Here is a 24,564-nt window from a genome sequence, read left to right as displayed (position 1 = left end):
GATCGCCGTTCGCTACCGTGCCGCCCGGATCGGCCGGGACATCGGCGGTGACTGGTACGACGTGATCCCGCTGCCCGAACCACCGTCAGCCATCCCCGGACACGCGGGGTACCTGCGCAAATAACCTCTTCGCCGGTTCATCCCCGGACACGCGGGGTCGGCCACCGATCACTCAATACCTGTCGGTTCATCCCCGGTCGTGCGGGGCCCTCCCACCATAGGCAGACGGCCCGTCGAAGCGCCGCAGGACACGCCACAGCCTCACTCCAGCGGCCGGTACCGCCGGGCAGCCGTATCCGCGCTCACGCCCAGCGCCTCCCCCACCACCGCCCAGGAATCCCCCGCCGCCCGGTCCGCTGCCACCGCGGCCGCCATCACCGCGGCGGCCGCATCCTCCAGCGCCACCGCCGCCCGCGTCCACCGCGCCGCCCGCTCCGGGCACCCCTCCCGCCACCCCATCTCTGTCTCCCACGGCGGCCGCTGCCCCTCCGCATCCACCAGCGCCGCCACCGCCCGCGCCGCAGCCGATGCCCGATATGCCGCCGTACGCAGCAGGTACCGCGGCTCCTCCAACGCCTCCCCGCGCGCCTCCCGCACCGCCTCCCGACGCGCCACCCGCGCCCGGAACCGCCGCCAACGCGACCGGCACCGTTCGTCGCAGAACTCTCGCGGCCGCCCGGCGGCCGACGACGCCGGCAGCAGCCTCCCGCACCCCGGCGCCCCGCACCGCACCCGACCACCCGCCACCACAACCACCCCCAACCCGGTCACCAGCCCGCACTCCCGCGGACCAGGCCGACCGGCAACCCCCTGATTCCCGGTCGCCCTGATCAGCACACCCGCGCCCCGCCGACCGGACCCGCCCCGTACGCTCCCGCCATGAGCACCACACGCCGGCCCCTCGGCCACGGCCCCCAACCCCGGCCCGCCGACGCACCCGACACCCCCGCCACCGCACCCGCCGAGCGGATACGCGCCGCCCAAGCCGACGTAACCACCACCCTCCCTGCCGCCGACCGGATGCGCGCCGATCTCGCCCGCTACCGGGAACGCGGCATACTCGCCGCCCCACCGCCCCGCCGCCCGTGACTTCCGCTCCGGCATCACCGAGGCACTGACCGCCGCAGGGTGCACCATCCCCGCAGCCGACGCGTGAGCCGCACCAGAGCCCGCCGTGTCTCGGCGTAGACCTCCGCTCCGCTGTGGAAATACCCCATTCCCGACTCCCCTCCAAACGGCGATCACCTCAGTGTCCCGTGCGGCAACAGCCACGCACAGAACACGGCTACGACGAGCGGTTTACATGGCGGGCCGCACGCCGACTGGCCATATCGCCGTTGTGCGCGTCGCGACAGGCCAGCTACGGGAGGGGTGGGGGGCCGGGGGCCGCACCGTCCGCCGGGCGCACCCGCCGCCGGGGCCGGGCGCCGTACTCCCGCCGTCCCGCACGCGCCAGCGCGAGGAGACCACCCGCCCGCCCGTGGCCGAGGGGGAGCCACCTGCTGCCGCCCTGTGGCCGGGCGCCGTAGCCCGCTCCGCTACCCGCGCCACCGCCCCGGCCAGGCCCCCAAAACCCACCCGGAAAGCCCCCAAAAAAGGCCCTGACCTGCGGAAACGTGCAGTCCAGGAATTGAATCTTGGCACAAAACGTGGTTAGATAGAGGTGTTGGAGGGGGGAGGCCCCCTCCAACACCGGCCGGGCGGCAACCCGGCCACCCACACCACTACACATCAGGAGAACCGCATGGCCATCAAGGCACTCGCTCAGCAGTGGCCCACCATCGCCGTCGCCGACCTGGGCGACCTCCCCGACCCGGACCCGGAGCTGGCGGAGTCCGTCTGCGCCGACGGCATCACCGAGCCCCTGTGGATCACCGGTGCGCTCACCGGAGAGCCGCAGATCCGGGAAGGCCGCCGCCGCGCCGCCGCCGCACGGGCCGCCGGACTCACCGACGTTCCCTACACCCCCCGCCCCGTGATCCGCGTGGACGCGCTCACCGCCCACCCCGCCAACGCCCGGCGGAGCGCCAAGGCGCCGCGCGACATGGTCAACAGCGTCGCCGCCGAAGGCGTGCTCATCCCCGTCAAGGTGGTGCGCGACGGGGATGGCTGGCGGATCACCGACGGACACGTCCGCGTGGACGCCGCCCGCCAGGCCGGACGCACCCACGTCGCCTACGAGGTGGACGAGCGCGACGAGGCCAGCCAGCGGCTCGACATGGTCACCACCGCCCGCCACCGCGAAGGGCTGTCCCTGGCTGAGGAGGCGGCCGCCCTCTTCGGCGCCGCCGAGCTGGGCGCGGACCTGGGCCGCATCGCCGCCGCCGGAGGGCTCAGGACCCAGAAGGAGGCGAAGAAGGCGATCCGCGCCGGAGGCAGCAAGGCCGCCGTCCGCGCCGCCGCCCGCTACGACCTGACCCTGGACCAGATGGCCGCGCTCGCCGACCTCTCCGACCTCAGCGCCGACGCCGCCAAGGCCGTCGAGAAGGCGCTCAGCGACGGCCAGCGCAACATCGACTACCTGATCCAGCGGGAAACGCTCGTCGCCAAGCGCACGGCGAGGCTCAAGGAGCAGCGGGAGACCCTGACCCGGGCCGGAGCCACGATCGTGACGGGTGACGACCTGGGAGCCAAGGCCCGCCGCGTCGCCGACATCCCCGGCATCAGCGCCAAGCGGCACGAGGCGTGCCAGGGCCACGTGTGGGCACTGGACGAGGCCGCCGACCGCTACGAGCCGTGGTGCAAGAACATCACTGTGTACGGGCACACCAAGGCGTTCGAGGCCAAGGCCGCCGCCGACCGCGCCGCCAAGGCCGCCGCCACGGGCGACGCCAAGGGCGCGGCCGCCGCTTCCACGGGCGCGGAGACGCCCCAGGAGAAGGCCCGCCGCAAGGCCCATTTGGCCGCCGTCAAGCAGGGGAATCTTGACTGGGACGCGGCAGCCGCCGTCCGCCGCCAGTTCCTGGCGAAGATCTGCACAGGCAAGGTCAGCCGCAAGCGGACCGACGCAATGACCCGCATCGTCACCATGACGATGGCCCGTCCGGGACTGGCCGCCGACCGTCTACGAGCCATCGGGGCCGACGAGATCACGGCCGAGATTCTGGGCGTCAAGACCGGAACAGACCTGGTGAAGCTGGTGCAGCAGTCCAGCCCCCAGCGCCTCCCCGTCCTCCAGTTCGCCATCCTCGCCGGGGGGTTCGAGGACAAAGCCCGGCGCGAGGCGTGGCGCACCGACGGCCAGCGCAACAACGAAATCCGCGAGGGGGCCGCTTTGTGGCTGGACTGGCTGACGACGCTGCTGGGCTACGAGCCGGAGGCCATCGAGGCCGCCGTCCGCGACGACCAGCCGTACGACGCCGCAGCCGCCGCCCAGGACGCCACCGGCGACCAGCCCGCAACCCCCCTCACCGGCGGGCCCGGCGAGGCCGAGGACACCCCCGCGCCGGACGAGGCCGACCAGCCCGACGACGAGCCCGGCGACGGCCACCAGGACGCCCCGCCCGCCGAGCCGACCAGCGCCGACGAGCAGGCCGAGGACACCGGCGACGAGGACGAACCGGAGCCCGGCGCCACCTCCTGACACCGCCCGGCCCGGGGCGGGCGGCAACCCGCCCCGGGCCACCGGCCCCACACCACTACCCCAGGAGAACCACCCCGTGATCACACAGCCCGTCATCATCACCGGCCCGCTCCGCGCTGTGCACGCCCACCCGGACGGCACCCTCACCGTCACCCCCGCCGTCGGCCCGCCCGTCATCCTCACCGGCCAGCAGGCCCACCCCGCCCCGGTCTACGCCGGACCCGCCCCGGCCCACGCCATCGAGGCACCCGCCGACACCACCGCCGGGCCGTGCGGCTGCATCCCCCTCACCCAGGCCCCGTCCCCGGCCGTCGCCGCCGACGTGATGCAGGCCCGCGCCATCAGCCACCACCTTGCCGATCTCGGCGTCCCGTCCGACCGCCGCGCCGTCGGCTGGGACGACACCCACCAGGCCGCCGCCGTCCGCGTATCCGCCCCCCACGGGCTGTACGCCCTCCTGATCCCGCCGGTCGGCCGCGTCTTCCCCATCCTGTACCGCTCCGAGCGCATCGGGGCCCTGGACGCCCGCCGCACCCCCAGCACCCGCGACTCCCTGGCGGGCACCCTGTTCGCCGCCTTCCTCCGGGACCGGGGCGACCTCTAGCCCCGTCGCGGCCGGGGCGGGCGGCAACCCGCCCCGGCCACCGGCCCGGCACCCCCGCCGGGCCGCCACACCACTACAGACAGCAGGAGTGACACACCGTCATGCAGCACACCAGCACCGAGCCCACCACCTACGACGTGACCGCCGTCATGGACGCCACCCTGGCCGTCATGACCGTGCGCGGCTACTACCAGCCCACGTCCCGCCAGTGGGAGGAGATGGTGCCCACCGCATTCGAGGTGGCCGCCTACCTCTGTGGCTACTCCTACACCGGAGAGCCCCGCATGATGGCCCGCCTCGATCTGGCCGCCTACGACCCGGCCGAGGCCGCCGACATCATCACGTGGGCCCGCGCCGGAGCCGACGACGCCGACGACTACCGGCGCAACCTCGCCGCCGCCGTCCGCACCGGACGCGTCCGCTCCCAGGACCTCCCCCTCGTGTGCTCCGCCGCCCACGCATGGCGCCGCGCCCAGCAGCGCCGCAACGCCGCCGCCGACCGCGCCGCCGACGCCGCCCACTCCACCCCCCAGGGCGCCAAGGGCGAGCGCGTCGCCCGCGCCGTCACCGTCGCCGCAGTGATCACCCTGGGCACCCGCACCTACGGGTACCACGAGATCACGAAGTACCTGGTCAAGATGCGCGACGACAGCCACAACGTCTTCGTCTGGCCCACCACCAGCCGCACCAAGCGCCTCCCGGCGCGCGGCGCCCGGATCACCATGCGCGGCACCGTCACCGCCCACGAGGACTACCAGGGCACCGCCCAGACCTACCTGGCCCGCGTGACCTGGAAGCTGGACGGCACCGCGAACTGAGGATTGCCAAATCACGCAAAACGTGGTTAGATATAGAGGTTGGAGGGAGCAACGCCCCGGCGCCGCTCCCCCAGCCCCGGCCGGGCGGCAACCCGGCCAACCACACCACTACACACAGGAGAACCCCATGCTCCACACGCTGGAACTCCCCGCGCGGGCCCTGCCCGTCGGCACCCTCGTACGGCCCGAGCCTCACGTGTTCGCCCACGCCAGCACCCGCCCCGTCGGCCCCGGTCTCGTTCTGGCCCACTACCCCGACGCCGCCGCCACCGCCGCCCCCGTGTGGTTCTGGGGCATGGGCAGGATCACCCCCGGCCTCAGCGTCCGCGATCTGCGCCCGGCCGAGGCCGTGGTCCTGCACTCCCTGACCCTGGGCAACCTCCCCATGCAGGCGTTCACCCGCATTGCCGCCGAGCTGTCGCAGCCGCTCTCTGCCGCCCGGCCCGACGTCCACCCGCTCGCCCGCGCCGTCGCCACCGCCGCCGCCGAACGGCATCTGTGGGAGTACGCCGCCTGGCTGTGCCAGACCTGCCGCACCCGCAACGAGGTGCCCCGCGAGACGACCCCGGGCGCGTGCCGCATCTGCGGTCAGCTGTAACCGTCCACACCGGGGCGGCCACCGGCCGCCCCGGTTATCCACACCCTCAAAGCCGGCATCGCACTTTCCCGCGGCGCCGGCGGCCGCGCACAAAGGACGCGCTCCGCGCGGCGCCCCTTGCATGGCGCGTTCACCACCGGGCGCCGGCCCGGCCGCAGGCGGCCGGTCCGTCACCCGGCGGGCGCCATGCCCGTACGTGCGGGTCGAGTCCACCAAGCCGCCCCAAAGGGGCGGCCGGACATCGCCGTACGGCCCCGGCCCGTCCCCGGGCACCCCGCACAGCCCCAGCACGGCGGCAACCGTGCCACCACTACACCAGGAGCCACCCGCATGTTCCCCGACCACGCCCGCGCCGTCGCCTACCTCGCACTCACCGAGGCCCGCGCCACCCCGCCCTGCCCCGACACCCCCGCGGCCCGCGCCGCCTGGCGCGAGCAGCTGCGCGAGACCCACCGCCACTACCTCACCGGCCCGCCGGTCGTCGCCGTCGGCACAGACACCCTCGACGCCATCCGCCGCGCCGTCGCCTCCGGCGCCCACCCCGGCGACGAGCACCAGGACGCCGCCGTCATCCTGAACGACGTCCTCCACGGATGCGCCAGCCGTTTCGTACGGACCCCGTACGGCATCGTCTGGATCGACCTCAACGCCTGACACGCACCCAGCCCGGGACGGGCGCGGCCGCCGAGCCGCCGCCCGCTCCGGGCCCGCGCACGACCGCCAGCACCGCGCACCGCGCCCGGACATAACGGCGGCCGGCCCCATCGCAGGGCGGCATACCCTCCGGGACCGGCCATAGCGCCGGGCGCCTCACCACTACGAGAGGCACCACCTCCATGCTAGACGAATTGCGCCCCCTGCCCGACAGCCCCGCCCCACGCCCCGGCGACACCGTCCGCCTGCACCCCGGCGCCCTGGCCGCCGGCCCCGGCCCGTACACCGTCGCCGACATCGACATGGGGCTGGGCGGACTGCTGGAGCTGAACCTCAGCACGGATGAACCCGGATACTGGGACTGGGCCACCTACGTCGAGGCCGCCGACGTCCGCACCGTCACCCGGTACGGCGCCGACGGGCCCCGCACCTGGACCCTGACCACCCCATGACCGCCCGCCGAACCCGCCCGGCGCCGCACCACAAAGGACGCCTGAGACCGTGCGCTACATAGACGGCCGCCGCCACGAGACCCGCGCCGAACTCGCCGCGCGGCACTCCCTCTCACCCAACACGCTCAGCCGCTACTGGGCCGCCCGCGACACCAACGGCCACCCGCCGGCCGTGCGCGTCGCGCGCACACTGCACTGGCCGTCACGCGAATTCGACCAGTGGCTGGGCACGCTGTCCGAGGACACCACCACGCCGCCGAAGGCGAAGCCGGCGCCGACGCCGGCAGGGATGGGCGGACCCGCGGAATTCGCGCGGATCTGCGGGCACAGCACCACCCACACCGTCATGGACTGGGTACGCAACCCCCCGCCCGGCTTCCCCGAGCCCGACGCGTGGCAGGACCTCCCCAGCGGCCGCAGGCGCCCCTACTGGCGGACCGAGCGCATGAGGACGTGGGCCGAGCGCGGCCGCGGCCGCCGCGGCCAGGGCAGCGGCAACCCCGGCCGCCCCCGCACCCAGCCCCACCCCTACGCCGGCGACCCCCGTCTGACTCTCGCCCGCCAGGTCCTGGCCGAGCACCCCGACGCCACCACCACCGAGCTGATCCAGCACATGGTCCAGCGGCACCCAGAGCACTGCAGCAACGCCGCCTGGACCAGCATCCTGACCACCGCCCGCCAGCACCCCACCGAGGAGTAGACCCATGCCCCCATGCCCCCGCTGTGGCGGCCCCCGCATCGCCCCCGGCCGGTCCCGGATCACTCTCGCCCGTGACCGCATCATCTGCGGCGCCTGCTGCACCGACGAGGCCGTACGCGACGCCCAGGGCCGCGCCCCCATCCCGCCCGGCGACTGGGCCGACGCCTAAGCCACCCATCCCGCCAAACCCGCCCTGAACTGGGGAAACAATAAAAACGGAACTTGCAATTCCGTCAAAAACGTGGTTAAATAGAGGTGTTGGCCGGAGGGAATCTCCACCCTCGGGGCCGACATGCCCGGGCGGCAACCCGGGCGCCAACACACCACTACAGCACCGGAGTTACCACGTGACGACCGACCACGCCGGCATGACCGCCGGGACTCGCATCACGAACGGCCTCACCGCCCAGGGCTACCAGCCCTACACCCGCACCGACGGCGGCGGTTCCTGCATCGTCCTCCGCGTCCCCGGCACCCCCGACGAACTGTGGATCTGCGGCGAAGGCGCCGGACAGGAAGCCACCGTCAACTACGCCCCCGCCGCCCACGAAGCGCTGACCCTCCGTCTCGCGCCCGACGGCGACGACGCGGCCCCCGGCGCCCGTGAACTGGAGTACTGCGACACCGGCGACCTGACCATCGACACGGCCGACGTCATCAGGGCGGCCCGTCACCACATCAACAACCCCCGCCTGTGGGAGGTCCAAGAACAGGTGTGCGCCGGTGTTGCCGTCACCACGAAGTTCGACGGCGCCAAGCTGGGCGCACGGGCCGAATGGCAGGCCGCCGCCCACTACACCGCCCGCCGCCCGCTCTACCTCCAGCCGTGCCCGCAGTGCCGCGCCAGCCACACCATCGCCCTTGTGTCGGTGGACGCGGGCGCTGAACACATCATCGACAGCGAGGGACTGGTGACCCCGCCGCAGGACTGACCAGCACTGCGGCGGCCCGCACGGCCGTCGCCCCCGGCGCGCGCAGCAACGCGCGCGCCGGGGGCGTGCCCGGCGCAACCACTGACCACGGAAACCCCGCCTGAAACCGGGCTGCACAAAAGAAACTGACGACTCGCCGTAAACGATGTACCAACATTGCCCGCGGGGGTCTAAGATCACGGGCTATGGCAGGAGTACGAGGAGTGGTTCACCCCACAAGGACAGGACGTTTCCGTTCGGATGCGCCCGTACGTGCATCTGCTGTCTTGCAGCCCGACGAGGAAGCCCACGCCGCCTACCGCGAACTCATCCACGAGATGAACGTCAGCGGCGCCGAGGTGATCCGCCAGGCCATCGTGAATCTCCACAAGCAACGACGCGCAGAGGCCGCCGCCAAGGAGCGGGCAGCCCTCCGGGAGGCCGTTTGATCTGAAGGGGAAAGCGTCCCCGTCCGGGACTTCCTACCCGGACGGCCGCTGTGCCCCAGTCCCGGAATCCCAGCCCACGGTTGTGAGAGGCCCTAACGGCTGAGATTCCCGATCCACCAACGAAGCACTTCGCCGCGGTTTGGACCGGTTTCCTAGGCCGGGCCGTGGCCGGGGTTTTGTGCGCTCATTTAGCACCGAGGCGGTTCCCATAGTAGCAAGGCGCCACGGTGACGGCACCCGTATGCCTTCAACCGGCATGTCACGGGATCGACTTGTCGACGCTGTCACTTCATCCCATCAGCACGTTTTGACCACTTTTCTCCGGGCTCTGTCCCCAGGGAAGGCGGTCCGTGCTGCCATGCCCAACGGGGACGGCACCTGGGCCAACCGCTACGGCGAACAGCTGACGGTGGACGAGGTGGACACGGTCCGTCCGGTCGCCATGTACCTCGTAAAGCGCGGCTGGAAGGACAAGCGGCCCGATCTGACGATCGCCGTGCCGGTCGATCTCGACGTGTCGCTGGGCGGCCGCGCCGAGGTAGCCCGCCAGGCTCCCGAAGTGCGGACACTGCTGGAGGCCCACGGCATCGCGTGCGTACCGGTGTCCTCCGGCCCGTCCGGTGGCATTCACCTGTGGACGTACTGTCTCCCTGGCCTGCCCCCTTCCCTGGTGGCCCGCATCGGCCAGCTGCTGGCCGTCCTGTTCTCCACCGTGGACAACAGCAACCTGAACGAAGGCGCGGGCGGACTGCTGCGGCCGCCGGGCGCCGCCCACCGGTCCGGGCAGGGACACGCGCAGTTGACCGAGCACACGGTAGAGCAGGCCGTAGCCATCCTCCGGCCCGGCACGCCGCCCGCCGCCTACGAGGCGCTGCTCAGGACCCTCGAAGTGCGCGCCGGTGGGGCCGCGCCCGCACTGCTCTCCCGCGACCACCAGCGGGACGCTCCGCAGGACAAGGGCAGCGGCGGACCGCGCTCACGCCGTGTTCCTCCGTCGATCCAAAAGCGGGGGAAGCCGCTCCGGTCGATCGGCACCGACGGGGACGGACACCGGTACCTGGAGGACGTGCCGTGGCGGCCACTGGGCAGCCGCGCGCTCCGCTATCTCCAGCGCGCCCCCCGCAGTGACTCCGGCGCCCACCAGGCCGCCGTTCACGCCGCGCTGTGCGCGTGCGCGGTGAATGGCTGGCGCATCGAGGACGCCCGTACTTTGGTCGAGGACGCCGCCGCCTCCCCTGTACTGGAGTGGCTGCGCACCACCGCCGATCCGTCAACCGGTACGCGTACCGCACTCTCCGAGCGGGAGGCGGCCCGCCGCTTCGAGCGGGCGTGGTTCCTGGCGGTCGAGGACGCCGCCCGCCTGCCGCGCCGCCCGTCCGACCGCGCCGAGTACTCCGGGGAGTGCAGCCCGGGCGCCCAGGCCGCCGCCGATCTGCTCGCCCGCATCGAGCAGGCCGGCCCCGACCACTGGGGCCGCCCCTCCGGCCCCGCCACACGGGATCTGCTGCGGGCCGTGGCCTACCGGATGTGGATCACTGGCTCACCGGTCGTCAGCGCCAACATCCGCGCCCTGGGCACACTGATGGGCCGCAGCAAGTCCACCGGCGCCCTGGGCTACCTGCGGGCCAGTGATGATGGCTGGCTGACCACCGTGTCCGAGGCCAAGCGGGCGGCGGGAATCTCCCGTCGCGTCACGGCGGCCACCTCGCACCGCTGCACCGACGACCCGCACCACCGGTGCGCCCCCGGCAGCCCCTCCACCGACAGCGAATTCCCTGGTCAGCACGGGTCGGACAGAAAGTGCAACGCCGCCCGCCCCCCGAAGGGGGGCGGGGGTGTGACCGTTGTTCCAACGGTCACTGTTTGGGGGGGGCGGTTGCAGCAGCTGAGGGAGACGATTGCCCAGCAGCAGGCGGGTCTGTGGCACCACATCGGGCATCACGCTCTGAGGACTCTGGAAGCGCTTCAGGCGGGCGTACAGCCAGCTGACCTCATGGAGGCCACCGGGTACGTGGGGGAGACCGTACAGAGGCACCTGGAGGCCCTGGAGGAGGTAGGGCTGGTGAGGGCCCATCAGGAGTCCGGGACGGGGCGCGTGGTGGTGGAGCTGACGGGGCGGTCACTGTACGAGGCGTCCGCCCAGGTGGGCACCGCGTCCCGGCCCGCGGAGTTGGCCGTGGCCGCCCGCATCGATCAGGAAGTGCACCGGTGGTTCTGGGCCGACGTCGCGTGGTGCCGGATGCCGATCAAGGACAAGCGCGCGCAGGGCATGAGGGCCGAGCCGGAGAGCGTGCCGTGTGACGACCCGCACGAGCACCGGAAGTTCCCCCGTCACCGCAACCCGGCCACCGGCAGGCCCGGCCGGGCCGATTTCGCCCGCGCGTGGGAGATCGAGGCGGCGCGGATCGGGGCGGCCGCCCTGGCGGTCGAGGCCGACCAGTCGGCCCGTGACGGCCGGGTGGTGGACCCGGCCGCCCTGGGGCGCCCGCAGGTGCGGGCCGAGCAGCTGGAGTTGCCGTTGGCCGCGTGAGGACTACCGGAAATGACCGGCATCCTTGAGGACCTGCCGCGCCTGCTCCAGGCGCTGGAACGCCTGCGTGCTGCCGCCGAGGTCCGGGTGGTGGCGCCGCGCCGCCACCTTGTAGGCCGCCTTGAGTGTGGGCGCGGTCCCGTCGTCGGTCATGTCCGCTATCTCGAAGACGATCCGCCGCGCCTCCATCACAGGATCGGCGTAAGCGCGGCCGCCGGCGGATCCTCCGGCACCGGCATAGGAGTCCTTGACCCGCTCCCACCAGTCCGAGAAACCCTCCTGTTCCTCCTTTGCGCGTTGGCGGTACGCGGCCTGACTACAGGCGTTGGAGCAGTACAACCGGGTGTGCCCGGCCCGCGCCCGAACCCACTGGAACGCCTCTCCGCAGCGGGCGCAGCAGCTCCAGGCGACCGTGTTGCGCACACGGGACGGCCCGCCGCGGCTGGCCCGCTTGCGGCAGGTCGGGCCGCAGTACTTCGCGTGCGCTCGGGCCTGTTTGGGCAGCGCCGTGAAGCACTCCTCACACTGACGAACCGGCACGGGGCGCCCCCTTCTTGACGTGGTGTCGGTGCAGCACCCCAACGAAAATGCGCCCGTTGGGGTAACGGTCACGCGACCCTACCGTGACCGTTACCCCAACGGTCACAGAAATCCGAACTGTGACCGTTGCCTCAACGGTCACAGATACTTTTATTTATTTTATTTGCGCCGCGCGACGGAAAGAAAATAAATTCCGGTAGGATGGAGCCATGACCCAAGAGGAGCCCCCCGGGGGCCAGTTCGGCGGGGACGCGCCCGCCGCGGAGCGTGTGCAGATCTGCCGCCGCGAGGACTGCGGCACCGTCATAGAGGCCAGCGCCGGACGCGGCCGCCCGCGTCTGTTCTGCTCGAAGCAGTGCCGCGACTTGGTCTACAGGGCGCGCAAGGCCGTGGAGGACGCCCCCGCCGGGGCGCCCGGCACGGACCTGCCCGGCGACCTGACCGAGCAGCTGATCGACCTGACGGCCGGTCTGTCGCGGGTTGCCGCCGGACTGCGGCGCGAGCGGGCCGAGACGAACCCGGCCGCGGTACGGGCCCAGCTCGCCACCGCCGAGAGCGCCGCCGTCGAGGCCCGCGCCGAACAGCAGTCGCTGACCCTCCAGCTGGAGGCGGCGCGGGAGGCCGCGGACGCCGCCGAGGAGGCCCAGGAAACCGCCGAGCGGGAGGCGGACCGCGTCGCCACCGAAGCGGCCGAACGGATCTCTGAGGAGGAGCAGGCCCGCGCGGCGGCCCAGGAGGAGGTACGGGAGCTGGACCGGTTGGTACGGGAGGCCGGCCAGCGCATCGAGGACCTGGGCAGCGAGCTGGAGACCGAGAAGCGGGCCCGCAGTGACGCCGACCGCACCCGCGAGGCGGCCCAGGAACTGGCGAGGGAGCGCCAGGCCGAGGCCGAGCAGCTGCGCGGCGAGCGCGACGCGGCCCGCCAGGAGGCCGCCGGCGCCAAGGCCGCCCAGGCGGCCGCCGAACAGGCCCGCGACGAGCTGAAGAAGGAGCGGGACGCCGCCGCCCGCCGGGCCGAGGACGCCGCCCTGGCCCAGTCGCGGGCCGAGGAAGAGACCCGCGAGGCCCGGCGGGAGACCGCCGCGGCCGAGGAGCGGCGGATCGAGGCCGCCACCGAAGCCGAAAGGCTGCGAGGCGTGGTGCGCCAGCTCACCGGCGACGCCGAGGCGGCGCGGGAGGCCCTGGCCGCCGAGCAGCAGGCCCACGCCCGTACGCGCCAGGTCCTGGCCGAGGCCGCCGACCGGGACCTGTCAGCCGCCGAAACCGCGCTGATCCACGCCGCCGCCCCGTTCCTGGACGCCCCGGCCGGCGCCCGGCAGCTGGGGGAGCGCGCCGCGAAACTGCTGCGGTCCCTGCGCCAGGCGGCGGCCGAGCGCGACACGGACACCCTCCCCGGCGCCCGCGCCTATGTGGCCCAGCTGGCCGGGCACCGGTTGCAGCTGCCGGACACCGCCGACGCCGGGCGCCTGCGGACCGCGCTGGAGATGTACGCGGCCCAGCTGGCCGCCGACGACGAGCGCCAGGCCGCCTGCGTCCAGCAGCCCCCGGAGCCGGCCGAGTCCGTACCGGACGCGGGCACGTCCGCCGAGGAGGAGAACACCGCGGCTGGCGTTGAGGCGGAGTTGGTGACCGCCTCATACCCGTTTGCGACCTCGACCCACCACCACGAGATCAGCCAGCACGTGTACAGGGTGCTGCACCGGCTCCACGCCGCGGGCCGTTGGGGAGACGACCCGAGCCGCCAGGAGGCCCTGGACCATGCGGCCGCCCTGGACCCTGACCGCATCAAACTGCCCGCCACCGACGAGGCCCGGCGGTTGCGGGCGGCCCTGCGCGCCTACCGGCAGCAGCGCCGCCAGGACGGGTAAGGCGCCGTTTCCGGTCGCCGGGCCCGTAGATCGGCGGCCGGAGACGCCCGTTATCCGGGGCGTTTCCGGCCGCCGTGGTCCGCAGGGACGTCGCTGAAAGGCCGGTTACGGTGGCCCTTCCAGCGCCCGGCGGCCGCCGCCGCGGCGCCCGTCGAGGGCCCGCGGCCGCCGCTCCCGCCGGGGCCGCTCCTCCCGGTCGAGCCGTACGGACACCTCCGGGCCGCCGGCCCGGCCGCCGCGGCCGCCGACAGGCTGTGCGTCGAACACCACACGCAGCCCGCCGCCCCCGCGGTAGTTGAGTTCTTCCGGCTCCGAGGCAGTCAGCGTCTCGGAGGCGTCGATCAGCGCCAGCAACAGCTCTAGGACGCGTTCGGCGCGTTCCTTGTCGCTGCTCATTACGCGCACCTGGACCACGGCCCGCCCTCCCCCACCGTCGTGCCGGACACCTCGTCAGCCCCGGAAGCCGCCGGGACGTCCTCCGCCATGGCCCGCAGGCAGGCCAGGACCGCATGGCAGTCCCCGGCCGCCCGGTGCCCCCCGTTCAGCGGCTGCCAGCGGTTGTTGCCGTGGTACTCCGACCACTCCCCCACCCAGTCCGAATAGGGGATCATGACGTCCTCGAACGTCATGGCATCCAGCCAGGCCGCCGCCTGTAGCCGCGCCTCAGCCGCCGCCCGTTCCCGCAGGACCTCCGGTGCTACTTCGGCCGGGTCCGCCTCCTCGACCGCTTCCCGCACCGCGCGGTCGCGGTAGTGGAGCTCCAGCTCATGCCGCAGCCGGGCGATATCGAACCACTTGTTGTAGATCAGGACCCGTTTGCGGTCGAGCAGAGCCGTCAGGTGAACGAGCACGTCCGAAAACCTGGGCGCCCCGGTCACCATGTCATCCGTGATGCCGTGAATGTCGGAAGCGTCCCCGACCGGCTCACCAGGGTTCAGCAGCGTATCGAGCAGCACGTCACCGCTGGAGCCGACCACGGCCAGTTCCACGAGGCGCGCCTGTTCATGCAGGCCGGTCGTTTCGGTGTCGAGAACCACCACACCCGGATCAGCCAGCGCGGCCGCGGCCCACCGGACCCGCTCCTCGGCCTCCCTCCGCTCCCGCTCCCGCCGCTCCCGCTCCTCGCGCTCGTACCGCGCCTGATTCTCGGCCTGTCGCCGCGTCTGTTCCGCGTCGTGCGCCTTCTGGCACGGCGTACAGCGGCGCGGCCAGCCCGGGGAGTTCCAGGAGTCCGGAAGGTTCGGGTTCGCCGGGGACAGCAGCCAATCATGCTGCTTGAGCCAGGCCCGCGCCGCCTTCTTGGAGCCGCGCCGCTTCGTGCAGCCCTCTCCGGCGCACACCGTCACCTCCGCCAGCCACGCGTCGATGCGGGCCCGCTTCGCCTCCAGCTGTTCCTGGCGGCAGCCGTGACAGCGCCCGTGCTTCGGGTAGGGCAGCTCCCGGACCGTGCCGCAGCCCGCGCACGTCCGCGCCCGCAGCCGCTGTTCTGCCTTTTCTGCTCTCTGCCGGCACACCGAACACGGCCGCCCGCGCAGGACGACGGGGCGCACCTTGCCGCACTGTGAGCAGGTACGCCGCGCCGCCATCCTCGCCTTGGTCGAGGAGGGCAGCGGCCTCATCTTCACCGCGGCCGCCGGATCGTGCAGAGGTACGTCCCCGTAGTCACGGGTCCGGACGTAGGCCAGCGGGGCCGCCTCCTGTTCCGCCGTCACCTTGAGCCGGGACGCCGCCAGTTGCGTTTTGGTCCGCAGGTAGGGCGGTGCCCCTCTCCAGCCGTAGACCGGAACGCCGTCAAGGTGGGCCAACGGCTTACCCCTGGCGACCCGGTCCGGGTCTGGCTCCGTCCGGCCGGCCGGGATCGCGGCCGCCGCCGTGGTGGTGCTCACTCATGCCTCCCGAAGAATGTCGAGGGAATTCACGCTAGCAGCAATAACCTCTTCCCGCAGCAATTCAACAGAATTCGCCAATTCGGTCTAGCGGTGAAAAGAGGCCCCTTTATGCCGCGCGCGCGTTAAGTGAACGAGAAAACGGTACCGTTAAATTAGGGCGCGCTTTGACATGCTCATGCCTCGTCGGCTGTCCATGGGCCGTGCCGCGTCAGAGCCTGCCGCACGATCCGCCCCGGCGGGTGCAGCTTCTCGATCAGCTCATGCCGGGTGCGCACCTGGGCGCCGCTCAGCCCCAGGTCCCCGGTGCCGACCAGGCCGCGGGCCCGCAGCTCCGCCAGGGCGTGTTCGCTCACCCGCCAGGCCGCCGTCCGCAAGGACATCGCCAGGTCCGAGGGGAACTGGTACTTGCGCTCCACCAGGCCGCCCGGGTGCGGACCCGGCCACGCGCCGGCCAGCGCGAGCTGGGCCCGCTCCGCGCGCGACAGCGGCGCCCAGGGTCCGGCCAGGTCCGGTTCGGCCAGCCGCCGGCGCACCGCGGCCGCCACCAGATCCGTGACCGACGGCCACCACTCCGCCCGCTGCGCAGCCGCCTCCGCGCGCGCCTCCCGCGAGGTTTTCCCCTCCCCTTTCAGTTCCTCGATGTACGCCGATTCTTCGAGACGGAAACGCTTTTTCATCGCCGCCAGGCGGGCCCCCTGTGAGGCCGTGACCCAGATCGTCATAGGCTCAATGTCCATGAGGAAATAGTAAACGGTACCGTTAAATTCGGCGCGCTCGTTGAGGATTTCCCGCAACTGTGCAGGTCAGCGGCTTGCCGCCCAGGCGCCCAGCAGCCAGGAGGCCGCCGGGTTGCTGGGATTGGCGTCCCACGGCAGCTCGTCATCCTGGTACCGGGCCAGCGCCGTGGAGCCGGGCGCGTACCGGCAGTGCAGTTCGGTGGCCCACCGGGGCACGCCGCGCCGCTGCTGGTCACGGACCTGGCCGCGGCGCATCGATTGCCCGGTGTAGCGCGGCAGTTCGCGGCGCAGGGCCCGGCGGGACAGCCGCCGCCGCACCCGGATCGTGTCGTGCAGCTCCGGCGCGGCCGCCGCCAGCTCCGCCCGCTCGTCCAGGACGGACAGCAGTCGCCGTTCCTCTGGCTCCAGGGGGCGGGTCAGCTCGGCGGCCGCGGCCCGCTCCGCGATCAGGTTGCGCAGGGTGCGATCTCCGATCCCCTCCCGCCAGCGGGCGTCCGCCGGCGGACGCCCCGCCGTGGTCAGCTTGTTGGCCCGCACCCGCCGCAGCAGCGGCCCGGGCCGCTCCGCCACCCCGGCCGCCGCCAGGACCTCCCGCCACGCGTCGTACGCCGCGACCGGGCAGGTGACATCGTCCTGGGCCATCAGCCGCACGACGTGCCGGCGCTTGCCGTGCGGATTGGTCTTGGACCGACGGATGACGATGTGCAGCCCGGCCCGCTCGGTGCGCTCCCCGGTGGCCGGGTCGGTCCGCACCGCCCGGGTGCGCCGTACGTCCCTCAGCGCCAGGGCCGGCACCTCACTTGCCCGCGCGCCCAGGTACCAGGCCAGGACCAGGGCGAGCGCGTCCCGGCGGCCGCGTACCGTGGCCCGGTCGAGGGTGGCGAGCATGGCCACCAGGTCCGCGCGCGTGCATTCGGTCGCCTGGAGGGCGTCCCCCTGCCCGTCGGGCGCCGTGGCCTCCTCGGCGGACCGGGCGTTGATGATCTGTTGGACCAACAGCCGTTCATCCGTACGCACCGGATGCCCGGACATGGCCCGCAGGTGGTACAGGGGCGTGATGTACGTGGTGATCGTCTCGGACGGGTGCTGACGGCTCGCCAGGTACGCCGCGTAGTCGACCAGGGCGCCCGCGTCGGTGCCGATGCGCCCGTACTCCCGGCACCACGCCTCGTACAGGCCGGCGCGTGATTCACGGGCCCGGCCGGTGTTGCGGGGGATGCCGCGCGCGGCCCAGTCCGCCGCCTGCCGACTGATGGTGAAGCCGCCCGGCGTGGGTACCCTCCCCGCCAGCGGGCCGCCTCCGGCGTCCTGGACGGCGCCGGGCGCCGCCACGGTGTCCGTTGCCACCTGTCCAACCTCCCAGCCCTGGGCGCTGCCGCACGCGTCCTAGCCGTACGGTACGCCGCCGGTCCGGCCGGGCACCCGGCCAGCGTGCCACCCGGCCAGCGTGCCACCCGGCCAGTACGGTCTACGACAGGCGGAAGAAAGGGCAGGCTCCATGAGCCGAGCAAGCAAGCTGCGCAAAGGGCGGCCCGACCGTGTCCTGGGTGCACACCTCGCCGCCGCGGCCCTGGAGATCCCCTACCGGGACCTGGTACGAGCCCGGGGCGCCGCGTACACCGTCACCGTGGCCGAGGCCCGGGCCCTGTCCGCCGAGGCCCCGCCATGGCTGGCCGAGGCCCGCCACCGGGCCCAGGAACGCCGCGAACAGCGGGCCGCCCGCCGCGCCAGGCAGCGGACCGAGGAGGCCGCCCGGTGGGCAGCCGACGGGGAATCGCTCAGGTTGGACGCTCTGTATCAGGAGGTGAAGGAGCAGTTGCGCGCCGAGGACGAATACGCCGGGTGAGCCGGGTCAGGACCCGACCGAACCGACGCACCTCCGCGTACAGTTCGGCGCCGCTGTGATCGAGCCAGCCCGTACCGAAGGTTCAGAAACAGGCACGGACGCGGTACGGCAGCGCGCCGAGTCGGTGGGCCAGCAGGCACTCGACGGCGTCCACGACGGCGGCCGGGCCCGGCAGGGGCGCATCCAGCAGCGGCCGCCAGTCCCCGACCCAGCGCCGCCCCCAGTTGCGGGGCCGCCATGCGGGGCCGCGGCCGTGCCACTGCCAGCGGTCCCGGGCGTCGAAGGCCACGACCACCAGGGCGCTGGTCCAGGCGGGCGCCAGGACGGCCGCCCTTCCCGGGCTGTTCAGCCGCAGGTCCCGCGGGTCCCGGGCGAACGCCCAGGCGGCGTACGGTTCCGCCCGGTCCGGGTCCGGGTCCGGCCCGTGGTCGGTCCAGCCGGAAAACGACTCCGCCAGCAGGCCACGGGCGGTCAACTCGCTCTCTACCGCGTCGGCATAATCGCCCATCCACCCGGATGGCGTTTCGGTCTCGGGCGCTTCCATGGTCGGCCCCCCCTTTGGCTCGGTGTCAGTGGCAGCGTGCCCCGGCGCGCTGGTCTCCCGCGCGGCCGGTGCCGCAGGCCACGGGCGGCCGGGTTTCGTGAATGCCGGACTACGAGGTTAGAGGGAGTGGCACAGTGCGGGGATGGAACCAGCGAACCCGGACTGCCCGCCCACACTCCTTGCTGTCATCGACACGTTGCCGTCGTGCTTCAAGGCCGAGGCGCTGACTGAGCTTCTGGCAGCTGAACACCCACAGCCGTATGGCCAGACCTTCGAACGATGGTGGGGTCTGGCGAAGGCTCTGATGACCGACGAGCAGGCCGCGAACTTCGGAAACGAGCCGGACGAGACCAGCATTGACCACGCCGAAGTTCTGGCACGTAATCCGAAGCTAAAGGCCGAGTGGGAAGCCGCTGTTGCCCAGCGGGCAGCCATGACACCGGAGGAACGGGAAGCAGCAACCCGGGAGCTGGAAAATCAGGATCAGCAGGACGCGGAACGCTCGGATTGCGTCATCGAGGTGTTGGAGCGTTGGGCAGCTCATGAGAAGCGATGGCGGCAGCACGTGAAGGCTGACCGGGAACGGCATCCTCGTAGCAAAGCCTTTCGGTAGGACACGGCCTACCGATATGGGCGGCCCCCTGTCAGTGGCAGCGTGCCCCGGCGCGCTAGTCTCCCGCGCGGCCGGCGCCGCGCGCCGCCTTTCCCCTGTCCCCATTGGTGGTCACGCCGCCGCAGGCTTCCACAAGTGCGTGGAACGCGGCGCGGTCCAGGCCCTCTTCCGGCCGGGACGGGTGGTCGGCAGGGAGCCACCGCAGCCGTTCCGTGTACTGGCTCCACAGCGGATCGGGCGGCAGGAATCCGGCCGGGTAGGCGACCGACCACGGGTGCCCCATCGGCCGCTGTGCGAGCACAACGCGATAGGTCCGCATGGTGGGGAACTCCTCCGATGGCTCCGTGAACCCGACCAGTTCGCCACCATGCCAGACCTGCACCTGTTCCCCGGCGCGGACGCAGTGCAGGCCCCCGGCGGACAGCCAGCTGTCCGTCTCCGGGCCGAGCAGTTCACGCAGTTCCTCAGGGGGCATCCTGCCGTCCCAAGCTCTGTCGTTCGTCTTCTGGGCACTGTCCATATCAGACCAACGAGCCGTGCCCGCGAAGGATGCCCTACTCCAGGTGGCGCCAGTCCTCCCGGGCCTGCCGAATACGCCGCATGGTGTCTGCGGCCGACAGTCCGAACAGACCGAGAAGAGCGACGGCGCCCAGCCGCGCAGGCAGGTCATCGGCGAGCAGCATGGCAAACGCCCAGCCGGCCAGCAGGCACCCGGCGAAGGCGCGCGCAGCCCATCGGCCCGGCTTGCGCAGCCGCACAGTGTGCCGGCGGACCTCAGCGGACAGGGTCACCGTGGCGGAGCCGGTCCCCAGCGGCCGGTTGCGGCGCTGCACCCAGGCGAAGAACCCGACGAGCCCGCCGGTCAGCAGCAGCAGGCACAGCAGGTCACGAGCTGGCATCATGGCCGCGCCCAGCAGGCGACCCGGGCCCCCGTACGTGGTCGGCGCCCCGCCACGGCGATACGGCAGGCTCTGCGGCGTGCGACCCACCTACCCACGATGTTGATCATCGTCGGCTCCCTCCCTTACTGAACATGGCGATGACGGTACCCCGCAGCTCCGCGGCCCGGCTTGAGGTAAACGAGAGGGGCCCGGCACCGCTCATTGCGCGCGCGGGTTACCCGCGTGCGCTGCATAGTGGGGGCCGTCCGTACCGATCGGCGCGGACGGTTTCATGCACAACCATTGGTAGCCAGAACCTCGCACGGCGTGTTTACCGATTCCTCGAACGTATCGGAAAACTCGCCGTGCGGGGGTGTGTTGTCAAGAATCCTTGCCAAGCCTTGTGCGGTGCAAGATCACCTGACAGGCTGCCGCCATGTCAAGTAATCCGACACCTGCGGCGTCCGACGGGCCGCGCACGGCGGAAGACGTCCTCCGCGCGCAGCTCGCCCAGACCGGCACCACCCCCGAACGGTTCCGCGACGATATGGCGCGGGTCGTCGGCGCCCACTGGGCCGAGATGCCCCCCGGCGCCCTCTTCGACGCCCTGGCCCGCGCCGGACGGGTTCCCAGTCCCCCGCACCTCCCCGCGCCGCTGCGCATCCTCACCCCCCGCCAGGCGCGCGCCGTCCACGACGCCGTACGCGCCGCCGCCCGCCGCCGCGGCGTCCGCGGCGAGGCCGCCGACGAGATCAGCTGTGACGCCCTGGCCGCCGCCGGAATCTTCCTCCCGCCGCCCGGCCCAGCCCCGGACACGTGCGGCGCGCGGTACCTGCCGCACGACGCCGAGGAGTTCGGCCCGGAGCTGCTGGGCCAGTGGCAGCAGTGCACCGACGAACCCGGCCACCCCGGCCACGAGCACGCCGCCGGTGACACCGAATGGGACGACGGCGACCCCGGCGCCGTCCCCGCCCGCCCGCAGACGGAGGCATAGCCCATGACCCAGCCCACCGACCCCGCCCGAACCGACCTTCCCCAGCTGCCGCCCCCGCTGCGCGTCCTGACCTGGCCCCAGTACGAGGCCGCCTACGCCCGGCTCACCGCCGCCGCCCACCGCTACCGCCTCCAGCTGCCCGGCGCCGCCGCCGCGGAGATGGTGACCGACGCGCTGAGCGCCGCCGGTGTCTTCCCGCCCGCCCCCGCCCCCGAGCCGGACACCTGCGGCGCGCTGTACCTGCCGCACGATCCGCAGTCGCAGGGGTTCGAGCCCGAGTTGCTGGGCGAGTGGCAGCAGTGCGCCGGGGAGCCCGGCCACGGCGGCCGCCACGACAACGGCGAATTCATCTGGGACGACGGCATGCCCGGCGCCGTGCCCGCCCGCGCGCAGGCGGAGGCCCGGCCGTGACCTGGACGCACCCCGCCGACACCGCCCCGGCCCGGCACACCGGCTACTGCCGTGGCGTGCTGGCCGACGGCACCATTGCCCAGTACCAGCGCGGCGGCGCCCGCATCGACCGCCGGTTCACCGACGACCCGCAGGCGCCCGGCGGCACCTGGGACGGGCCCGACGCCGCCACCCTGCCGCTGCCCCGGGCCCTGGAGCCCGCCTGTAGCTGCGGCTGGACCGGTGTCCGCGTCGCCTTCGACCCGGACGGCGGCCGCCACGACACCCCGTACGGCGACCGCTGGGACTGGGCCGGCGACGACGCCCGCCGAGAGTGGACCTGGCACGCCGAGGCCGTGTTCCGCACCGACCTCCCCCAGACCACCCGGCAGCCGCTCGCCGCCCTGGCCGCCGTCCTCGGCGAACTGGCCGCCGAGCGCCCCCGCGCCGCCCTGGCCGCCGTCCGCCGGCTGCGCGCCCTGGCCGACCTGGCCGAGCCCCTGGCCGTCGCCCACGCCCAGGCCCACGGCGTCACCTGGCAGGCCATCGGCGCCGACCTGGACCAGACCCGCCAGAACGTCAACGGCCGCTACGCCAACCCCTCCAACACCCTGGAAAACCGCGTGCACCGGCTCACCGGCGACGGCGTGGCCGCCCTGCTCGCCGCCGCCCGCACCGCCCGCCCCGGCGCCCCGCCCCCCGGCCTGGCCGGATGGGCCGACGCGGCCCGCGCCGCCCTGGACGACACCGCCCGCACCGACCCGCCCCAGGAGCCCGCCGCATGAGCGAGCGGGACCAACGAGGAGCAAGAAATGACCGATGAACCGGGCCGCGCGCCGGACCGTGTGATCAACCCGGAACTGACGCCAGAGGAACAGCAGCTGCTCCGGCACGCCCGCCCCTCGCAGCTGCGGACCGGGCCGTACCGGGAGAGCCCCGCGGCGGAGTTCCTGCACACCGGCGGTCTGGGGGCCGTGTATGTGCTGCCTGTGGCCGCCGGGGTTCTCTTCCTTTCCCTCATGACGCGCTCCGACGGGAACCCCCAGGCCCTGGACAAGGTGGTTCAGTGGGTTATTGCCGTCGGCTTCACGGGGTCAGGCGTTGCCGCTGCCGTCGTCATCGGAGCGGCAGGGTTCCACGCCTCCAGGGCGGCCGCACGCAACGCCGAAGCCCGCAGGATTCACAGCCTGCGGCATCAATGCGTACTGCCGCTGGACCTGAACGAGGAGGCTAAGGCCCTGTTGCGACGGGCGCAGACCGCCGCCCGCACCGTTACCGGGTCGCGCGTCCACGCCCGCGGTTTCCTTGACCGGCAGCGCAACGAACTCGTGTTCCCACAACAGGAATGGGAAATTGCGGAGAGCCTGCACACCTACACCCGGCTCGTCGGCGAAGCGCCGGACGAGCCAGCAGACGGGACCGTAGCGCGGCTGCTGGACGCCCGGGCCCGCACCCTGCACGAGAGCCGCGCGGGCGTGGAGCGGCGCATCGAGGCGATGGAGCGCTACGCCCGGCAGGTCGCCGAGGCCGACACGCGCCTACTCGCATGGGAACAGGTCCAGGCCCTCACGGACGGCAGCGGGGACGTGCTGGACCTGTTGGCCCGCACCGCGCGGGACGATCTGGCCGTCGCCGAGCTGGACGGACTGACCGCAGAGGCCGCAGCCGTCGCGAACGCCTTCACCGCCTCCCTGGAGTCCGCGAAAGACGCCGCCGTGGCCGCTCTTCCGCAACGCGGGACCGCCGCCTGACCCGCACGGCCATGGGCGGCAACGCCCGCACGAACACCACCAAGGAGCCTCACAGCATGAAGCGCAAACGTCCCGCCTTCCACCCCCCGTGGGAACAGTCCGGGCACTTCGCGGCCGGCGATGTCGTCGCCGTGCCGCCGTACGGATTCGGCGAAGAAGTTCTCTGGGCCGAGGGCGGATTCGTACGGGTGCGGGACATGGACGGACGGGAGGAGGTCCGCGCCGCCGCCCACGTGCGCCACGCCGCGGACTGCCCGCCCTGTTGCGCCGACTTCACCCGGATCAACGACGCCGCGGAACTGGTCTACGAGACCCGTCGACGGCACAGCGAGGCACCGCCCTGGGGGAATCCGGTATCGAGCTGACCGGGCACACCGGAGCGGCGGACGCCGGTACAAGGCCGACGCGGCGTAGGCGCCCGCGCGCCGTAGCCGGGAACAGCAGCAACAAACCTAACGGGCCGCGGCACTGCTGGCCTGGTTTCTGAGGGTTCCTCAAGAAAGAACCCGCACAGGGGCTGTACCCAATGGGTACAGCCCCTGTAGCCTTTGGGTACAAGGGGGGTGAAGGAGCCCCCCCGGAACGGAGGACCGCCATGCCCGGCCCCACCATCCGCGTCATCCAGCTCGACACCGGCCCGAACGTCGGCCGCATCGCACTCGTCTCCCCCTACAACGCGGACATGGTCCAAAGCTGCAAGGATCTCGGCGGCAAATGGGACCAGGCCGCCAAGTGCTGGCACTTCGACTCCCGCGACGAGGACCGTGTCCGCGAACTGGCCCGCGAAGTGTTCGGCACCGACGGCAGCTCCGCCGACGAGGCCGACACCGTCACCGTCCGGTACAGCATCGGCGGCCTGGGAGCCGGCGGGCACCGCCTGGACCGGCTCATCCTGGCGGGCCGGGAGATCGTCATCCGCCGGTACCGGGACGAGCCGCCCCGGCTGGGACAGGGCGTGGTCCTGATCAGCGGCGGATTCGCCTCTCAGGGCGGCTCGACGCGCTACCCCTCCCTGGCCGCCGAGCCCGGCACCGTCCTGGAGGTCCGCGACATCCCCCGCGCCGCCGTCCCCGACGACCCCCGCATCACGATCGTGGACGAGACGATCGACGTCGCCGCGCTGACCGCTGAACGCGCACGGCTCGCTGCCCGGATTGCCGACATCGACGCCGCACTGGCCCGCGCCGGTGCCGACCACAAGTGAGGCCCCCC

General features: G+C 72.8%; 30 protein-coding genes. 21 read left to right on the top strand and 9 right to left on the bottom strand.

Annotation, left to right across the window (positions count from 1 at the left end; translation table 11 throughout):
* Nucleotides 1-261 precede the first annotated feature (261 nt).
* Nucleotides 262-615: a hypothetical protein gene (locus tag ACH4EB_RS36725; protein WP_398352790.1), complete on the bottom strand. Its 354-nt coding sequence runs from the start codon at nt 613-615 to the stop codon at nt 262-264.
* A 264-nt stretch (nt 616-879) separates the two neighbouring features.
* Between ACH4EB_RS36725 and ACH4EB_RS36720 the strand changes: the two genes are divergently transcribed.
* The 12 genes from ACH4EB_RS36720 (at nt 880) to ACH4EB_RS36665 (ending at nt 11,299) form a co-directional block, all read left to right on the top strand.
* Entirely contained in the window at nt 880-1,089 is a 210-nt protein-coding gene (locus ACH4EB_RS36720) for a hypothetical protein (RefSeq protein WP_398352788.1), read from the top strand.
* Between the two features lie 655 nt (nt 1,090-1,744).
* Nucleotides 1,745-3,583: a ParB N-terminal domain-containing protein gene (locus tag ACH4EB_RS36715; protein ID WP_398352787.1), complete on the top strand. Its 1,839-nt coding sequence runs from the start codon at nt 1,745-1,747 to the stop codon at nt 3,581-3,583.
* A gap of 76 nt (nt 3,584-3,659) precedes the next feature.
* The gene (locus ACH4EB_RS36710; protein ID WP_398352786.1) at nt 3,660-4,187 is read left to right on the top strand and encodes a hypothetical protein; all 528 of its coding nucleotides are present in this window, start codon (nt 3,660-3,662) and stop codon (nt 4,185-4,187) included.
* A 101-nt stretch (nt 4,188-4,288) separates the two neighbouring features.
* A complete protein-coding gene (locus ACH4EB_RS36705) occupies nt 4,289-5,005 on the top strand; it encodes a hypothetical protein (protein WP_398352784.1) in 717 nt (238 codons plus the stop codon).
* Between the two features lie 127 nt (nt 5,006-5,132).
* Nucleotides 5,133-5,603, top strand: coding sequence for a hypothetical protein (locus ACH4EB_RS36700; RefSeq protein ID WP_398352782.1), 471 nt, complete (start codon nt 5,133-5,135; stop codon nt 5,601-5,603).
* Between the two features lie 330 nt (nt 5,604-5,933).
* Entirely contained in the window at nt 5,934-6,257 is a 324-nt protein-coding gene (locus ACH4EB_RS36695; protein WP_398352781.1) for a hypothetical protein, read from the top strand.
* Between the two features lie 182 nt (nt 6,258-6,439).
* Nucleotides 6,440-6,709, top strand: a complete 270-nt coding sequence (locus ACH4EB_RS36690) for a DUF6211 family protein (protein ID WP_398352780.1) — start codon at nt 6,440-6,442, stop codon at nt 6,707-6,709.
* Between the two features lie 49 nt (nt 6,710-6,758).
* Complete coding sequence (locus tag ACH4EB_RS36685) at nt 6,759-7,409, top strand: hypothetical protein (protein WP_398352778.1); 651 nt, start codon at nt 6,759-6,761, stop codon at nt 7,407-7,409.
* A gap of 4 nt (nt 7,410-7,413) precedes the next feature.
* Nucleotides 7,414-7,578: a hypothetical protein gene (locus ACH4EB_RS36680; protein ID WP_398352777.1), complete on the top strand. Its 165-nt coding sequence runs from the start codon at nt 7,414-7,416 to the stop codon at nt 7,576-7,578.
* A gap of 178 nt (nt 7,579-7,756) precedes the next feature.
* The gene (locus ACH4EB_RS36675) at nt 7,757-8,341 is read left to right on the top strand and encodes a hypothetical protein (RefSeq protein ID WP_398352776.1); all 585 of its coding nucleotides are present in this window, start codon (nt 7,757-7,759) and stop codon (nt 8,339-8,341) included.
* Nucleotides 8,342-8,607: 266 nt separating this feature from the next.
* A complete protein-coding gene (locus tag ACH4EB_RS36670) occupies nt 8,608-8,769 on the top strand; it encodes a hypothetical protein (protein ID WP_398352774.1) in 162 nt (53 codons plus the stop codon).
* A gap of 358 nt (nt 8,770-9,127) precedes the next feature.
* Nucleotides 9,128-11,299, top strand: coding sequence for a hypothetical protein (locus ACH4EB_RS36665; RefSeq protein ID WP_398352772.1), 2,172 nt, complete (start codon nt 9,128-9,130; stop codon nt 11,297-11,299).
* Nucleotides 11,300-11,302: 3 nt separating this feature from the next.
* On the opposite strand, the gene ACH4EB_RS36660 is transcribed toward ACH4EB_RS36665, so the two are convergent.
* Nucleotides 11,303-11,839, bottom strand: a complete 537-nt coding sequence (locus tag ACH4EB_RS36660) for a J domain-containing protein (protein WP_398352770.1) — start codon at nt 11,837-11,839, stop codon at nt 11,303-11,305.
* 209 nt (nt 11,840-12,048) lie between these two features.
* On the opposite strand from ACH4EB_RS36660, the gene ACH4EB_RS36655 reads away from it, so the two are divergent.
* The gene (locus ACH4EB_RS36655) at nt 12,049-13,707 is read left to right on the top strand and encodes a hypothetical protein (RefSeq protein WP_398352768.1); all 1,659 of its coding nucleotides are present in this window, start codon (nt 12,049-12,051) and stop codon (nt 13,705-13,707) included.
* 105 nt (nt 13,708-13,812) lie between these two features.
* Here ACH4EB_RS36655 and ACH4EB_RS36650 read toward each other — a convergent pair whose 3' ends face one another.
* From ACH4EB_RS36650 to ACH4EB_RS36635, 4 genes are all read right to left on the bottom strand, one after another.
* On the bottom strand, nt 13,813-14,103 hold the full coding sequence (locus tag ACH4EB_RS36650; RefSeq protein ID WP_398352766.1) for a hypothetical protein: 291 nt from the start codon (nt 14,101-14,103) through the stop codon (nt 13,813-13,815).
* On the bottom strand, nt 14,103-15,593 hold the full coding sequence (locus ACH4EB_RS36645; protein WP_398352764.1) for an exonuclease domain-containing protein: 1,491 nt from the start codon (nt 15,591-15,593) through the stop codon (nt 14,103-14,105). The genes ACH4EB_RS36650 and ACH4EB_RS36645 overlap by 1 nt, the downstream gene beginning before the upstream one ends.
* Nucleotides 15,594-15,769: 176 nt before the next feature.
* Nucleotides 15,770-16,333, bottom strand: coding sequence for a hypothetical protein (locus ACH4EB_RS36640; RefSeq protein ID WP_398352763.1), 564 nt, complete (start codon nt 16,331-16,333; stop codon nt 15,770-15,772).
* A gap of 66 nt (nt 16,334-16,399) precedes the next feature.
* Entirely contained in the window at nt 16,400-17,680 is a 1,281-nt protein-coding gene (locus tag ACH4EB_RS36635) for a hypothetical protein (RefSeq protein ID WP_398352761.1), read from the bottom strand.
* Between the two features lie 151 nt (nt 17,681-17,831).
* Here ACH4EB_RS36635 and ACH4EB_RS36630 point away from each other — a divergent pair, with 151 nt between their 5' ends.
* Entirely contained in the window at nt 17,832-18,179 is a 348-nt protein-coding gene (locus tag ACH4EB_RS36630; protein ID WP_398352760.1) for a hypothetical protein, read from the top strand.
* A gap of 82 nt (nt 18,180-18,261) precedes the next feature.
* Here the strand turns inward: ACH4EB_RS36630 and ACH4EB_RS36625 are convergent, their stop codons facing one another.
* Nucleotides 18,262-18,687 (bottom strand): hypothetical protein, encoded by a 426-nt coding sequence (locus ACH4EB_RS36625; protein ID WP_398352758.1) that lies wholly within the window; start codon nt 18,685-18,687, stop codon nt 18,262-18,264.
* A 178-nt stretch (nt 18,688-18,865) separates the two neighbouring features.
* On the opposite strand from ACH4EB_RS36625, the gene ACH4EB_RS36620 reads away from it, so the two are divergent.
* Nucleotides 18,866-19,336 (top strand): hypothetical protein, encoded by a 471-nt coding sequence (locus tag ACH4EB_RS36620; RefSeq protein WP_398352756.1) that lies wholly within the window; start codon nt 18,866-18,868, stop codon nt 19,334-19,336.
* 55 nt (nt 19,337-19,391) lie between these two features.
* On the opposite strand, the gene ACH4EB_RS36615 is transcribed toward ACH4EB_RS36620, so the two are convergent.
* Both ACH4EB_RS36615 and ACH4EB_RS36610 read right to left on the bottom strand, forming a co-directional pair.
* On the bottom strand, nt 19,392-19,811 hold the full coding sequence (locus ACH4EB_RS36615; RefSeq protein WP_398352755.1) for a hypothetical protein: 420 nt from the start codon (nt 19,809-19,811) through the stop codon (nt 19,392-19,394).
* Between the two features lie 79 nt (nt 19,812-19,890).
* Nucleotides 19,891-20,238, bottom strand: a complete 348-nt coding sequence (locus ACH4EB_RS36610; protein ID WP_398352754.1) for a hypothetical protein — start codon at nt 20,236-20,238, stop codon at nt 19,891-19,893.
* A gap of 415 nt (nt 20,239-20,653) precedes the next feature.
* Here ACH4EB_RS36610 and ACH4EB_RS36605 point away from each other — a divergent pair, with 415 nt between their 5' ends.
* The 6 genes from ACH4EB_RS36605 (at nt 20,654) to ACH4EB_RS36580 (ending at nt 24,556) form a co-directional block, all read left to right on the top strand.
* Entirely contained in the window at nt 20,654-21,211 is a 558-nt protein-coding gene (locus ACH4EB_RS36605) for a hypothetical protein (protein ID WP_398352752.1), read from the top strand.
* Nucleotides 21,212-21,214: 3 nt separating this feature from the next.
* Nucleotides 21,215-21,622, top strand: a complete 408-nt coding sequence (locus ACH4EB_RS36600; RefSeq protein WP_398352750.1) for a hypothetical protein — start codon at nt 21,215-21,217, stop codon at nt 21,620-21,622.
* Complete coding sequence (locus ACH4EB_RS36595; RefSeq protein ID WP_398352749.1) at nt 21,619-22,386, top strand: hypothetical protein; 768 nt, start codon at nt 21,619-21,621, stop codon at nt 22,384-22,386. The genes ACH4EB_RS36600 and ACH4EB_RS36595 overlap by 4 nt, the downstream gene beginning before the upstream one ends.
* Nucleotides 22,387-22,413: 27 nt before the next feature.
* Entirely contained in the window at nt 22,414-23,352 is a 939-nt protein-coding gene (locus ACH4EB_RS36590) for a hypothetical protein (protein ID WP_398352747.1), read from the top strand.
* A 56-nt stretch (nt 23,353-23,408) separates the two neighbouring features.
* Nucleotides 23,409-23,717 carry a hypothetical protein gene (locus ACH4EB_RS36585; RefSeq protein ID WP_398352745.1) on the top strand — a complete coding sequence of 103 codons (309 nt, stop codon included), beginning with the start codon at nt 23,409-23,411 and terminating at the stop codon, nt 23,715-23,717.
* A 230-nt stretch (nt 23,718-23,947) separates the two neighbouring features.
* The gene (locus ACH4EB_RS36580; RefSeq protein WP_398352744.1) at nt 23,948-24,556 is read left to right on the top strand and encodes a hypothetical protein; all 609 of its coding nucleotides are present in this window, start codon (nt 23,948-23,950) and stop codon (nt 24,554-24,556) included.
* Nucleotides 24,557-24,564: the final 8 nt, after the last annotated feature.

The sequence above is a fragment of the Streptomyces sp. NPDC018045 genome, assembly GCF_044327445.1.
Lineage (GTDB): Bacteria > Actinomycetota > Actinomycetes > Streptomycetales > Streptomycetaceae > Streptomyces.
Note: the sequence above shows the minus strand (reverse complement) of the source record. Positions and strands in the feature narration are given on the sequence as shown.

Coding starts and splice junctions, on each gene's coding strand:
- ACH4EB_RS36640 (WP_398352763.1), bottom strand. CDS start 16,333: ATGGACATTGAGCCTATGACGATCTGGGTCACGGCCTCACAGGGGGCC.
- ACH4EB_RS36600 (WP_398352750.1), top strand. CDS start 21,215: ATGACCCAGCCCACCGACCCCGCCCGAACCGACCTTCCCCAGCTGCCG.
- ACH4EB_RS36695 (WP_398352781.1), top strand. CDS start 5,934: ATGTTCCCCGACCACGCCCGCGCCGTCGCCTACCTCGCACTCACCGAG.
- ACH4EB_RS36625 (WP_398352758.1), bottom strand. CDS start 18,687: ATGGGCGATTATGCCGACGCGGTAGAGAGCGAGTTGACCGCCCGTGGC.
- ACH4EB_RS36655 (WP_398352768.1), top strand. CDS start 12,049: ATGACCCAAGAGGAGCCCCCCGGGGGCCAGTTCGGCGGGGACGCGCCC.
- ACH4EB_RS36690 (WP_398352780.1), top strand. CDS start 6,440: ATGCTAGACGAATTGCGCCCCCTGCCCGACAGCCCCGCCCCACGCCCC.
- ACH4EB_RS36590 (WP_398352747.1), top strand. CDS start 22,414: ATGACCGATGAACCGGGCCGCGCGCCGGACCGTGTGATCAACCCGGAA.
- ACH4EB_RS36720 (WP_398352788.1), top strand. CDS start 880: ATGAGCACCACACGCCGGCCCCTCGGCCACGGCCCCCAACCCCGGCCC.
- ACH4EB_RS36630 (WP_398352760.1), top strand. CDS start 17,832: ATGAGCCGAGCAAGCAAGCTGCGCAAAGGGCGGCCCGACCGTGTCCTG.
- ACH4EB_RS36705 (WP_398352784.1), top strand. CDS start 4,289: ATGCAGCACACCAGCACCGAGCCCACCACCTACGACGTGACCGCCGTC.
- ACH4EB_RS36615 (WP_398352755.1), bottom strand. CDS start 19,811: ATGCCCCCTGAGGAACTGCGTGAACTGCTCGGCCCGGAGACGGACAGC.
- ACH4EB_RS36605 (WP_398352752.1), top strand. CDS start 20,654: ATGTCAAGTAATCCGACACCTGCGGCGTCCGACGGGCCGCGCACGGCG.
- ACH4EB_RS36620 (WP_398352756.1), top strand. CDS start 18,866: ATGGAACCAGCGAACCCGGACTGCCCGCCCACACTCCTTGCTGTCATC.
- ACH4EB_RS36610 (WP_398352754.1), bottom strand. CDS start 20,238: ATGATGCCAGCTCGTGACCTGCTGTGCCTGCTGCTGCTGACCGGCGGG.
- ACH4EB_RS36580 (WP_398352744.1), top strand. CDS start 23,948: ATGCCCGGCCCCACCATCCGCGTCATCCAGCTCGACACCGGCCCGAAC.
- ACH4EB_RS36680 (WP_398352777.1), top strand. CDS start 7,414: ATGCCCCCATGCCCCCGCTGTGGCGGCCCCCGCATCGCCCCCGGCCGG.
- ACH4EB_RS36715 (WP_398352787.1), top strand. CDS start 1,745: ATGGCCATCAAGGCACTCGCTCAGCAGTGGCCCACCATCGCCGTCGCC.
- ACH4EB_RS36650 (WP_398352766.1), bottom strand. CDS start 14,103: ATGAGCAGCGACAAGGAACGCGCCGAACGCGTCCTAGAGCTGTTGCTG.
- ACH4EB_RS36585 (WP_398352745.1), top strand. CDS start 23,409: ATGAAGCGCAAACGTCCCGCCTTCCACCCCCCGTGGGAACAGTCCGGG.
- ACH4EB_RS36700 (WP_398352782.1), top strand. CDS start 5,133: ATGCTCCACACGCTGGAACTCCCCGCGCGGGCCCTGCCCGTCGGCACC.
- ACH4EB_RS36665 (WP_398352772.1), top strand. CDS start 9,128: ATGCCCAACGGGGACGGCACCTGGGCCAACCGCTACGGCGAACAGCTG.